Annotated in this window: 12 protein-coding genes; 5 read left to right on the top strand and 7 right to left on the bottom strand. The window is 41.5% G+C overall.

What is annotated here, in order from left to right:
- Window positions 1-75: 75 nt before the first annotated feature.
- The 4 genes from ACPEH5_RS00430 to ACPEH5_RS00415 all read right to left on the bottom strand — a co-directional run bounded on the left by ACPEH5_RS00430 (window position 76) and on the right by ACPEH5_RS00415 (window position 1,123).
- Window positions 76-297: a TraR/DksA family transcriptional regulator gene (locus ACPEH5_RS00430; RefSeq protein ID WP_281111232.1), complete on the bottom strand. Its 222-nt coding sequence runs from the start codon at window positions 295-297 to the stop codon at window positions 76-78.
- Window positions 290-511: a hypothetical protein gene (locus ACPEH5_RS00425; RefSeq protein ID WP_281111233.1), complete on the bottom strand. Its 222-nt coding sequence runs from the start codon at window positions 509-511 to the stop codon at window positions 290-292. Before ACPEH5_RS00425 ends, ACPEH5_RS00430 begins: the two co-directional genes overlap by 8 nt.
- Window positions 512-633: 122 nt before the next feature.
- Window positions 634-831 carry a hypothetical protein gene (locus ACPEH5_RS00420; protein WP_281111234.1) on the bottom strand — a complete coding sequence of 66 codons (198 nt, stop codon included), beginning with the start codon at window positions 829-831 and terminating at the stop codon, window positions 634-636.
- 1 nt (window position 832) lies between these two features.
- On the bottom strand, window positions 833-1,123 hold the full coding sequence (locus tag ACPEH5_RS00415; protein ID WP_272516653.1) for a Cox family DNA-binding protein: 291 nt from the start codon (window positions 1,121-1,123) through the stop codon (window positions 833-835).
- A gap of 116 nt (window positions 1,124-1,239) precedes the next feature.
- On the opposite strand from ACPEH5_RS00415, the gene ACPEH5_RS00410 reads away from it, so the two are divergent.
- From ACPEH5_RS00410 to ACPEH5_RS00395, 4 genes are all read left to right on the top strand, one after another.
- Window positions 1,240-1,539: a helix-turn-helix domain-containing protein gene (locus ACPEH5_RS00410; protein WP_281111235.1), complete on the top strand. Its 300-nt coding sequence runs from the start codon at window positions 1,240-1,242 to the stop codon at window positions 1,537-1,539.
- Between the two features lie 66 nt (window positions 1,540-1,605).
- Complete coding sequence (locus ACPEH5_RS00405; RefSeq protein ID WP_281111236.1) at window positions 1,606-2,577, top strand: phage integrase; 972 nt, start codon at window positions 1,606-1,608, stop codon at window positions 2,575-2,577.
- Window positions 2,578-2,964: 387 nt separating this feature from the next.
- Window positions 2,965-3,600 (top strand): DUF1007 family protein, encoded by a 636-nt coding sequence (locus ACPEH5_RS00400; protein ID WP_042847966.1) that lies wholly within the window; start codon window positions 2,965-2,967, stop codon window positions 3,598-3,600.
- The gene (locus ACPEH5_RS00395) at window positions 3,591-4,610 is read left to right on the top strand and encodes a nickel/cobalt transporter (RefSeq protein ID WP_052219431.1); all 1,020 of its coding nucleotides are present in this window, start codon (window positions 3,591-3,593) and stop codon (window positions 4,608-4,610) included. The genes ACPEH5_RS00400 and ACPEH5_RS00395 overlap by 10 nt, the downstream gene beginning before the upstream one ends.
- A 155-nt stretch (window positions 4,611-4,765) precedes the next feature.
- Here the strand turns inward: ACPEH5_RS00395 and ttrA are convergent, their stop codons facing one another.
- Genes ttrA through ttrB form a run of 3 tightly spaced genes read right to left on the bottom strand, consistent with a single transcriptional unit; the run spans window position 4,766 to window position 9,598 of the window.
- The gene (gene ttrA, locus ACPEH5_RS00390) at window positions 4,766-7,840 is read right to left on the bottom strand and encodes a tetrathionate reductase subunit TtrA (protein ID WP_071547922.1); all 3,075 of its coding nucleotides are present in this window, start codon (window positions 7,838-7,840) and stop codon (window positions 4,766-4,768) included.
- On the bottom strand, window positions 7,833-8,879 hold the full coding sequence (ttrC, locus tag ACPEH5_RS00385; RefSeq protein ID WP_131680688.1) for a tetrathionate reductase subunit TtrC: 1,047 nt from the start codon (window positions 8,877-8,879) through the stop codon (window positions 7,833-7,835). The genes ttrA and ttrC overlap by 8 nt, the downstream gene beginning before the upstream one ends.
- Window positions 8,861-9,598 (bottom strand): tetrathionate reductase subunit TtrB, encoded by a 738-nt coding sequence (gene ttrB, locus ACPEH5_RS00380; RefSeq protein WP_042847974.1) that lies wholly within the window; start codon window positions 9,596-9,598, stop codon window positions 8,861-8,863. Before ttrB ends, ttrC begins: the two co-directional genes overlap by 19 nt.
- Before the next feature lie 254 nt (window positions 9,599-9,852).
- On the opposite strand from ttrB, the gene ttrS reads away from it, so the two are divergent.
- Entirely contained in the window at window positions 9,853-11,610 is a 1,758-nt protein-coding gene (ttrS, locus tag ACPEH5_RS00375) for a tetrathionate respiration histidine kinase TtrS (protein WP_071547921.1), read from the top strand.
- Window positions 11,611-11,661: the final 51 nt, after the last annotated feature.

Here is an 11,661-nt window from a genome sequence, read left to right as displayed (position 1 = left end):
GATAACCTTAGAGCACACAATCCACGTCCATCCCGCAGGTTGTGTGCTTTTTATTTGCTTACAGAAAATGATTTCTCATACGCTGTGGTAATGTTTTTCTTTCATTTCAAACAGAATTTGGCAGTCAATACACAAGGTACAACCAATAACCGCTTGGCGACGGGCTTCTGGTATTGGGTGATCACAATTCTCACATTCAAACGCGGATACACTATTGGCTGGCTTTCTTGCCGCTTCAATATGTTGTTCCAGCACTAATGCGGCATGGTCATTGGCACGGTCGATAACATCAGACATAGTTAAGATCCCCCGCTTGTGACTCGAATTTATCCGCTTCATCAATCAATAATTGATGAGCTTGCGCGTAATCTAATTGCTCTATTAATACTTTGTCGGCTAATTGACGTTGACGATCAGCAAAACGATTCATTAATGATTTACGCTCATCTTCCCGATTGGCTTTTATATTTTCAGCAACGGGAGTAAATATAGGGTCTGGAATATTTCTCATTTTAAAACCTCATTTTTAGGTAATAAAAATCCCTGACCGATAAAGGTCATTATTTAATAATTTGATTGTTTAATTGCTATCTAGCTGATTTTCTTAAAATTCAATCGTTGATAAAAAGGAACTTAATCAATACATTCACGACTGCACCATAATTTATCGATATAATCAGTAGCCTCAGACATCGAATCAAATAACCCAAACGAACTTTCATCACGCTGAACGTTAAATCGAGTTATCGGATTCATTGCTTTAGCTGGTAGCTTAATGATTTGAAAATCACGATACTTAAAGCTATGGGTTGAGGTTTGTTCAAATTGCATATTACAGTCCTATCCAAAGTAACCAAGCATCGCGCTGTTCTTTAGGCCTATTTTGAAAAGCATCACGCATCGCTCGGTTAAATTCAGGAATATAAACCCAGTTTTCACCGCGTGTTTTAACATCGCCTTTGCTGTCTGGATTCTGCCAAACCACTAATGGCAACTTTTTATTGTCTACCATCGCTTTTACTGCCGATTCAGATTTACCTATTAATTCAGCAAATTTTGGGTACGTTACCGCATCAACTGGGTAATAAACCTGCATATAACCTTCGGTGTTTAGTTCGCTCATGTGTCATAATCTCCCGCAATATTTGCTTATTACTACTTACTTTTGTTTCTGTAAGCTGTAGTAACCATCGTTAACGTTCTAAATTTAGAACCAAAAATAGTTCTTTGGAGAGAACTATGTCAATAGATTACTCACAAAAATTATTAGCTATTAGGAAAGCTGAAAAATTAACGCAACAACAATTCGCTGATTTGACTGGAATATCATTAAGTTCCATAAAAAAATATGAAACAGGTCATCAGCCAGCCGGAGCATCAACAATGGAGGCTGTTATTAATAACCAACAATTTAAGAAATACACACTATGGTTAGCTATTGGTGAAACATCAGAATCAATAGGACAAATTAGCCCGACTCTCTCCCCTGATGGGCAAAACAACAAAACCTTATCCCACTCAGATCGGAAAACTGGCTAGGTTTACATTTTGAATTCATAGATTGGATTGATAACCAATCACTTTGCCATGTCGAGGAGGCATCACATGCCTATTAAAAAACTCGATGATGGTCGTTACTTAGTGGACATGAGACCGACTGGCCGAAACGGAAAACGGATCAGAAAGGTATTTAATAAAAAGACTGAAGCGATTGCCTTTGAAAGATATACACAAGCACATTCAGGAAAGGCAGACGACACAATTGACAGAAGAAAATTAAGTGAGTTGTTCGAATTATGGTGGACTTATCATGGTATTACTCTAAAAAATGCAGATATTGAATATCGGCAATTAAGAAATACCATTTCAGATTTAGGTGACCCCCAGTTAAACCGCTTCAATAAATTAGTATTATTGGAGTACAGAAGTAAAAGGCTTAAAAATGGTGTTAGTGCAGCGACTATAAATCGTGATTTATACCGATTATCAGGAATGTTGTCTGCATTAACTAAGTTGGAGTTTTTTAACGGCACTAATCCAATTAAAGGGTTACCTACACTGAAAGAGCAACGGTCAGAAATGACTTTTCTGACCCATGATGAGATCAAAAAGTTGCTAAACACATTAACGGGTGATTACAAATTAATTGCTCTGTTATGTTTAAGCACTGGAGCAAGATGGGCGGAAGCTGCGACACTAAAAAGTGAGCAAGTAATTAATGGTCGTGTGACGTTCCTAGAAACCAAAAACGGAAAATCTAGAACAGTCCCTATATCTCAAGAGTTAGAAAAGCTTTTGAAAACTAAACCATCAGGCTCACTATTTAACATTGTCTATAACACATTTAGGCAAAAAATGAGAAAAGTGAAAACTGACTTACCGCATGGGCAAGCTACCCATATATTGCGTCATACCTTTGCAAGCCATTTCATGATGAATGGAGGAAATATTGTAGCGTTACAACAAATTCTTGGTCATGCCAGCATACAACAAACAATGACGTATGCGCATTTATCACCAGATTATATGCAGTTCGCTATTACATTAAATCCATTGAGAGGAGGGGTAGACCTTTAGCATCTGTTAGCGTTTCAAGTGTCCACATGCTGTCCACACTTAAACGATAATATGTTGCCTACAGCTGCTTAACTTATTTTTTAACATGTTGATTCTAAATGGATTTAGTTTCAACGTTTTGATTTAAAAGCTTCTAATTTAACTACCTAACACTGGCATGGTGTTCTTAATCCTATTTAACTCGTTGATAATTTTCTATTTATTCAGATTTCAGCTCATTGATTGAGGCTTTTTAATCTTGGTGGATATTATCGCTGTTATTATGTTAATAAAAAACCCTTTATTTGCAGGGGTATTGTAAATAAAACATCAACAGAAAGTTTTTAATGCCCGACCATTATTCGTTATGTTATAACATATTTATATTTGGCTAATTAGATTATCTTTATGAGACGTTTTTTTCCTTTATATCTATTAATACTGGCTATCTTTGCGCCACACGTTGCAGCGCATCCTCATAGTTTTATTGAGATGCAAATGTCCCTTGAAACCAAACAAAACAAATACTCAGGTATAAGCTATGTTTGGAAGATGGACCCGATGACATCGGCAGATATTGCCTATGAATTGAAAGGGGTTAAACCCGATGACCCACGCTGGAAACAACAAGAAGCCATTATTATGGCTAATATTTTAATGCAAAATTATTTCACTGATTTTTATTATCAAGACAAAAAGGTTAACTTTAAGCGTATCCCTGACAGCTACCATTTAGAAAAAGAGGGGTTTTCATTAGTATTTTTCTTTACAGCTTCATTTATGCAGCCACTACCTATTGCAGATTCACATATCAAAATACAAACTTATGACCCTAGCTTTTATGTCAGTATGACGTATCAAAATAAACAACAAATTACTCTGCCAATTGAATTAGCAGCCAATTGTGATATTGACTTACAAGAAGCCAATATCACTGATTCGATGCGGGCTTACGCATTTTCTTTAGATAAAAGTGATACCCCAGAAGAAGATTTAGCGCTTGGGAAACAGTTTGCACAGCGAGTTGATATTCGATGTCCTTAACCCCCTCATCCTCTGTATACAAAGCAACAAAAACTTTGCTAATCATTGTCTCGTTTAGTTTATTAGCTTTCGCCATTTGGCTAGCGTATCGCTATTGGGGAACATGGTTACAACTGAGTATTGGCTGGCAAAAACAGTTAAACCAAGGTTTATCGGATTTACTACAAGAAACCAGCTCACACCCACTGTATGCTGGAAGTTTGCTAATTGCCGTTAGCTTTTTATACGGTTTTTTACATGCTCTGGGACCTGGCCATGGAAAGCTCATTATCACAACCTATATAGCGACCCAAGGAACTCATTTAAAACAGAGTGTTATCATTAGTTTATTAGCATCGCTCTTACAAGGGGTCGTTGCTATTACGTTAGTTTCTGTCGTGTTAGTGTTATTTCAGCTATCCACCAAACATTTGAATCAGGTCAGCTTATATGCAGAACAATTAAGCTATTTATTTGTCATAATACTTGGCTGTTTTTTATGTATTACTGCTTTACGCCGTTACTGGCAAACACGCCTTTCTAGGGCATTATCACCACTAGTGATAAAAAACCTTAAGCCATTAACACAATCAACCAAGCGAATGATCCAGCCCAACACATTGACACCACACCCCGTTTGTCACTGTGGTCATCAGCACGTCATCCAATCTCACCAAATTCAATCTAGTTTTAAAAGTAAAGTGTTGATTATTCTATCAATGGGGGCACGCCCTTGCTCTGGTGCCATTCTCGTATTATTGTTTTCTTATGTGATTGAAGTATACGCATGGGGAGTTATCGCGGCACTAGCAATGGCGGTTGGTACAGCATTAACCATTTGTTTAATTGCTATTTTTGTTCATTTTATGCGTGATAAAGCTATTCGTTTATCGCGGTTAACAGGAAAACAGCTGTCCCCATATTGGGGAATAGCATTAAAAATTTTTGCCGGTGTTTTCTTTATACTGATGGGGGCTTTGATGCTACAAAGTGTCGGGCTGGAGCAATCTATTTCGCCACTTCTGCGTTAACCCAATAAAAAAGGGAGGGCTCCCCCTCCCAGGCATTTGCCGAAGTTACAGTGTGGTAATCTCACTGTGTTATGCGCAATGTCAACTGCTTAAAACAGATTGCTAATGATGAGACTATGCAGCCCCTCACACACTAGCAACCCTTACTACTTCTTTTAACCAATGAGCTCAATTCGAGCAGGTAAACCTTGACGTACAGAAGCACCCGATACCCAATCTAACCATGTATTGGCGACTTCCCTTGTTGGGTCTGCAAAACCTAAATCGTTTAGATTGATCCCTGAACCATTTGCAGCATTCATTGGCATCGGTTGGTCATCTAAATAATGCTGTTTCGCGCCCATTTCGGTATGACCATAGCCATGTTCAATTGCAAGTACTCCCGGCATCACGCCATCAAGCACACTCACTTGAGCCTCTGCTTGGCCACCCGGTGTGGTAATACGTATCCAATCTCCGTGTTTAACCCCCACTTTTGCGGCATCATCAGGGTGAATAGCAACAAGATTCGTAGGTTTAACATGACGTAAGCGTTCAATTACTGTTGTCGAACTACTCATCACATGGGATTTGAATGACATTAGTTTCAATGGCCATTCTTTTTCTGGGAACACCACATTCACATCGTCACCATTTGCCATACGCGGTGGGTAATATGTAGGGCAACCACTGTAACGTTCACCGGTGATCGCGTGGCGATTAACGGCCACAGTTGGGTTCCAAATTTGTAAGCCTTTTTTCCATTGCGGACCAGTTGCATCGCCATCCCATGCTTTTTCATATGGTGCGAAACGGCCACCTCGCGTAAAGATATAAGCAACACGGCGAACTTCTTCAGGTTTTAGCGTATTGGTGATCGCAGGTAAAATACGTTCTACCCCACTAATTTGGATATCTTCCGAAGCGGCTTCTGGTACTGGTTTTTCACCTAGCCACGCCATATTCGCAGCAACACGTAAATAATAATCTTCCGCTGTATTTAGTGAATGCAGGTTGCCATCCATATCTTCAATCACGTTGTCGCCAAAACCAGGTAACCCCAATTCTTTGGCAACTGCAATACAGAAGCTTTCCATCGATACGGGCTGACCATCTGCCGTTTTGGCGGTACGTGACTCAACAATCGGCCAACGCGCTGTACTCGCTTTAACTTGAACCCCTGACCAAGGAGCGCTAAAACCCCAACTTTCAAAATTATGGGTATCCGGTACGATATAATCTGCCAGCGCAGTGGTTTCATTCATAAAGGCATCAATACCGATAATCAACGGAAGGTGTTTTGGATCTTTCAGTTTTTCTTCCATCACTTGGCGGATACCCGCGATTCCATACACCGGGTTGGTCATATTGGTGATCCAAGCTTTTAATGCATAAGGATACCCCATTAATGCTGATGCCAGCTGCTCAGTGAGTTGCCCTTTAGCAAACGGATACCAAGGTGCTTTTGCAGGATACGGATTTTCCCCTGCCGCAAGGCGCGCTTTGAACTCATCTGATTTTTCATACACTTCATTACTACGCGATAAAACAACGCCTTTTGGTTTTACTTTGCCTTTGTAGCTGGCAATTTTGTAACGTGGACCATCCATTTCACCGTTGAATTTACCGCCCCCAACGGACACACCACCTTTCAAGTTCAAGTTACCAATCAATGCGTTAAGCATAACGACTGACCATGCAGTGTAAAAGCCATTACCGCCCATCATGCCGCCATGAGAAATAACGGCAGCTTTTCTATCATATGACGTTAATGCTCTACCTAATGATTCAATGGTTTTCACTGGAACATGGCAGCGATCGCTATATTCTTGGAGTGTCATACGATTGGCCGCTTCTTTTAAGCATTGGAAGCTCGATTTTACGGTAACTTCACTGCCATCATGCAATGTCACTTGGCGAGTGACAAACAACTCTGCGGCAGGGACTTCACTGGCAAGTTTCAATTCACCAGACGTATCTTGGACGACATAAGCTTTTTCATCGTCGCCTTCGCCAGTAAGATAAGATGAAATTAATAATTTGCCTGCTAATGGGTGAGCATCATCAGTAATGACTAAATGCGTTGAGTTTGTCCAACTTTTCTCCCCCATCGCTTCCATTGATTTCTCACTAGGCACGCTAAGGTACTTGGCATTATAACGCTCATTTTCAATGATCCAGCGGATCATTCCCATGACTAACGCTGCATCAGTTCCGGGTTGTACTGGCACCCAGTGACCATGGTCATTAGCCAGTGTGGTTGTCAGTGGTAGCGCAGGAGAAACCACCACATAGTTAAACGAGTCACGCAGACGTGCTGTCGCTAACTGGCGACCTTGGCGTTTAAATGGGTTACCTGACTGAGCTGGTGAGGTTCCAAGGAATAATGCAAAACGAACGTTATCCCAATCTGGTTTTACGTGCGCATTTTTGTTTAAGTCATCCATTAAAGCACCCGAACCGGCGCGATAAGCAAGACCGCAATAGGAACCGTGGGCACCGAAATTTTTACTGCCAAACGCGTTTTGAGCAAAGCGACGAATAAACCCATCACGCCCGTCGTCCCCTGCGTTAGTTACCAGCAGCTGGTTCGCTTTGGGGCCCAATTTTGGCTGTGCTGGGTCAAGTGGCGTTTCAAGGTCACGAATAGCTCTTAAACCATCAACATGGCCTTCACCAAATAAATCACCGCCTTCAACAACTTCTTTAATTAATTGCTCAAAACTGATGCGTTGCCACTTGCCCTCTCCACGTTTACCAACACGTTTCATTGGTTCTAAAATACGCAGTGGGCTAGTTAAACCTTCCATTAAGGTTGCCCCACGCGCACAAGCGGTTGACCGATGTTCTAGCCCTGATTCCCCGCTCATTTTATTAAATGCAGTTTTCAGCGGCATTCCATAAGGAAAATGCTCTTCGTGTGATAATGGGTGATAAGGGTTACCTGCGATACGTAATACTTCATTTTTAGCGGTATCGACACGGGCACGAATACCACATTGTGTCCAACAACCAAAGCATTGGGTCATTGCAACTACTTGTTCCGGGTTTTCTTGCCAGCCTTTAGTCGCCTGACCTTCTGGTCGCAAAGAGTTGCCATTAATGCGGTCAAGAGTGACTTTACCAGAAGTGCCGTTAACTAGCCCATCGACTGCGCGTTTGGCCACATCTCGGTAGCTTGCACCAAATAATGCGATACCACCAACTACCAAACCACCTTTAAGCCATTGACGTCTTGAGAATTTAGCCATGTTGCACTCTCCCCGCAAACCAGCGAACACCTTCACGAACAATAATTGTTAACGCAATCCATAAACCAAATGTTCCTACGATAGCCAATAGTCCATCGGTTCCCAGTGGGAAATGATATGGGTTAGCGATAATGTTATATTTTGGTACAGCTTGAACTTCCATTAGGAAAATCCAACGTAATGTCCAAGCAAAAGCCATCGACACTAATGCTAAAACGGTAATGTAAGGGACAGAGCGAACGGCTTTTACATTACTCGCAGACATTCCGAAAGCCACTAACCACAGTGCACATACCCCCATTAGCATCCACCAACCTGGGCTCGCCATGTCTATTTGTTGGCGTACAGCAATACCCGATGTGGTATCCCCTGAAAGCCATAGCGCAAAACAGACAGCAAATAGTAACAATGTAATCACTTGGAAGCGTGCTAAACGGTTTTGATATTGGGGCTCACGACGAGCACCGAGTCCAATCAATGCAGGCAGAACCTGTAATGCACTCAAGAACATAAGTACTGGCATCCACCAGCTGTTCCAGATTGGGCGAGCCGTTAATACAGATGCCTCACGACCGGTATAAAGTAGCAGGCCAATTGCCGATAATGCGGCAAGCAATGCCACCCAGCGCGTCGCTTTAAAGTGTTTTTTCCAAATCATTTTGACGATTAAAGCAACAAAGTATAAGCCGATAAATGTGGTAAATAAGGGTAATAATACAGAGCCCCACCACATCCAAGACCATAACGTTGGGTGTGCATAAAAATGCCATACTCTTGCGGTTTGGTGTAAATCTGCCGTTAGTGCAAGCGGTGCAGTGATCCCCATTGTGATAGCAATAAATACGGAAATCATTTCTAAGCGGCTGTTTTCACTTTTGTTTTGCCAATGTAAATAACAGGCATACAGCACCGCGCAAGAGGCGATTCCAATAAAGAAAAAGTATTGTACCGCCCAAGGAAGCCAAAAAAATTCTTGTGGCTGAGCCATCATTTCAGAAATATAAGTCACTTGGCCATTCATCAGAATACCTCCTGCCATAACGCGGGCTGCCCTTTACCTTGCAGCGGCTGAACAAACGCATCATCTAAACCGAGATAGAATACTTGCGGTAAGGTGCCACTTTCTGGCTTGAGTACTTTAATTTCTGCTTCATGCTCAGTCAGCATTTTACGAATAGTACTGTTAGGGTCTTTTAAATCACCGATAATGCGAGCCCCACCTACACAAGATTCAACACAAGCAGGTAATAAACCAACTTCTAAACGATGAGCGCAAAACGTACATTTATCTGCAGTTTGGGTTGAATGGTTGATAAAACGCGCATCATATGGGCAGGCTTGTACACAGTAAGCACACCCTACGCAACGTTCATTATCAACGACTACTATGCCGTCTTCCCGTTGGAAAGTTGCTTGAACAGGGCATACGGGTACGCAAGGAGGATTATCGCAGTGGTTACATAAGCGAGGTAGAAGTACATTGGTAAACCCTTCTTCGCCCTTAACCGCAACTTGATATTGGTTAACTGTGGTTCTAAATTGCCCTTGAGGGGTTTGGTTTTCAACAGAGCAGCTGACTGTGCAAGATTGGCAACCAATACAACGACGTAAATCAATCAACATTCCATATCGTTTTTCTGGATTGCCTTCTCTACGCGTAGGAGAAAAATTTAGGCCAGCTTCTGCAATGGGAATTAATGATGCTCCCGCAGTCACAGCCCCAATTTGTTGTAGAAATTTTCGTTTACTCAGATCCATAATAGGCTCCAGTACTGACATTGCTAATGCGAAAATAAAAGTTATTAATCAATATGTTATTTGTATTGCATGTGTTATTGACAATGAATACAGTCTCGTTAAGATAACCACTGAAATTGTTATTTCTCTTTAAAACTACTGTATTATCTTGATAAAACTTGTAATGCCATTGTAAGAAGAGAGGCACCACCGCCCTATTGTGGTTTACCACATACCCGTAGCTAAATTGATCTAACGCAACGAATAAGCCAAATATGTTAAAAAAAACATCTATACCGTTGTATCACATACTATTAATTACGCTGCTTATGTGGTCCTTACCGGCCATTTCTGCACAATGGACTATCGGGGTACTGGCTTTGCGTGGGCCCAGTACCACACAATCCCATTGGCAACCATTAATTGACACACTCAATGATTCTATTCAGGGGGAACGGTTTACTTTATTGCCGTTAAACCTTGATGAAATGAAAGAAGCTATTTCTAACCGCAAAATTGATTTTTTACTGACCAACCCCGCGCAGTTTATTCAATTAGATAATCGCTATCACTTGCGCTGGCTATTATCATTACGTTCTGATGTCGAACCAAATAGCACCACCCGTAATGTGATTGGCAGTTTGATACTGGTACGAAAAGAAAGTGATATTTCTGACGTAAAGCATTTGATTGGTAAAAAAGTCGGTGCCATTTCACCTGATGCCTTTGGTGGTTACTTATTAGGCTATAAGGTATTAAGAGATATGGGGTATGACGCGGCTAAAGACTTTCAAATGCAGTTTTTAGGGTTCCCTGCGGATGCCCTATTATATGCACTACGGGATGACTCATTGTCTGCTGCCATTGTCCCTGTCTGTTTATTAGAAAATATGCACAGTGAAGGGCTAATTGATAAAACCCAGTTTCGTCCGTTAATTCAGCATCCAAGTTCATTATCTTGTTTAACTAGTACCGAGCTATACCCAAACTGGTCTTTCGCCGCATTAAGCGATGTTCCAGACAATTTGGTCGATAAAGTCACTAAAACGTTACTTTCAACGGATAATACCACTATGCGTTGGGGGGCTCCTGCCTCAGTCACTCAAGTCGAAACTTTGCTCCGCGATGTGAATCAACATCCACAACAGCGGCAAATATGGCAAGATATCGTCAGTTGGACCATTCAAAACCAAATTACTATTAGCCTTGTTGCGTTGTTCTTTGTTTTACTAGGCGTAAATCACATTTGGATTGCCTTCTTAGTTAGGCGCCGAAGCCGGCAACTCGAAGTGGCGCACAACCGCTTACGAGAACAAGAAGCCAATTTACAAAAAGCTCAGCGATTAAATATTTTAGGCGAAATGGCATCGGGCTTTGCCCATGAACTGAACCAACCTTTATCTGCCATTCGTCATTATGCGCAAGGGTGTATCTTACGCCTTAGCAAGGAGTCAAATAACCACCCACTCATTAGTGCGTTAACTAAAATCGATGACCAAGCGCAACGTGGTGCAGACATTATTCGCAACTTACGTCTTTGGGCAGGGAAACCGGGTCAAGACCCAGCGGTAACATTAAACCAGCAATCAGTGAGGCAAGCCATTAATCATATCTGGCAACTTTTACGTGTAGATCAGCACTATCCAGATGCAAAATTGCTATTACCAGAGACACCTGATGTCACCCTGACTTTGCCCGATACACTGCTTGAACAACTCCTTTCTAATTTAGTGAGCAACAGTTTACAAGCCGGAGCCACAACCCTGAGCTTTGGTTTTCACTTTGCACAAGACCGCTTTCTTCTGGTTTTACAAGATAACGCAGGAGGAATGCCGACCGAACAACTAGAACAAGGGATCATCCCATTTCATACCACTAAAAAAGAAGGTTTGGGGCTAGGGTTGGTGATCTGCCAGCGTTTGATCCAAAGCCAAGGCGGCGATATTCGCATTGAAAATAATATCACTGATGAAGGGTTAAATGGCCTACGAGTGACCTTAATTTTCAACTACTATAATAATTCAATAAATTAAGCATGTTTTGCCACACAATTGATAACATTAACTTTAAGTCTATGTGACAAT

This window comes from Providencia sp. NPDC089933, assembly GCF_049545585.1.
GTDB classification, from domain to species: Bacteria; Pseudomonadota; Gammaproteobacteria; order Enterobacterales; family Enterobacteriaceae; genus Providencia; species Providencia huashanensis.
Note: the sequence above shows the minus strand (reverse complement) of the source record. Positions and strands in the feature narration are given on the sequence as shown.

Coding starts and splice junctions, on each gene's coding strand:
- ttrA (WP_071547922.1), bottom strand. CDS start 7,840: ATGGCTAAATTCTCAAGACGTCAATGGCTTAAAGGTGGTTTGGTAGTT.
- ACPEH5_RS00415 (WP_272516653.1), bottom strand. CDS start 1,123: ATGAGCGAACTAAACACCGAAGGTTATATGCAGGTTTATTACCCAGTT.
- ACPEH5_RS00430 (WP_281111232.1), bottom strand. CDS start 297: ATGTCTGATGTTATCGACCGTGCCAATGACCATGCCGCATTAGTGCTG.
- ttrB (WP_042847974.1), bottom strand. CDS start 9,598: ATGGATCTGAGTAAACGAAAATTTCTACAACAAATTGGGGCTGTGACT.
- ttrS (WP_071547921.1), top strand. CDS start 9,853: ATGTTAAAAAAAACATCTATACCGTTGTATCACATACTATTAATTACG.
- ACPEH5_RS00420 (WP_281111234.1), bottom strand. CDS start 831: ATGCAATTTGAACAAACCTCAACCCATAGCTTTAAGTATCGTGATTTT.
- ACPEH5_RS00425 (WP_281111233.1), bottom strand. CDS start 511: ATGAGAAATATTCCAGACCCTATATTTACTCCCGTTGCTGAAAATATA.
- ACPEH5_RS00410 (WP_281111235.1), top strand. CDS start 1,240: ATGTCAATAGATTACTCACAAAAATTATTAGCTATTAGGAAAGCTGAA.
- ACPEH5_RS00395 (WP_052219431.1), top strand. CDS start 3,591: ATGTCCTTAACCCCCTCATCCTCTGTATACAAAGCAACAAAAACTTTG.
- ACPEH5_RS00405 (WP_281111236.1), top strand. CDS start 1,606: ATGCCTATTAAAAAACTCGATGATGGTCGTTACTTAGTGGACATGAGA.
- ACPEH5_RS00400 (WP_042847966.1), top strand. CDS start 2,965: ATGAGACGTTTTTTTCCTTTATATCTATTAATACTGGCTATCTTTGCG.
- ttrC (WP_131680688.1), bottom strand. CDS start 8,879: ATGGCAGGAGGTATTCTGATGAATGGCCAAGTGACTTATATTTCTGAA.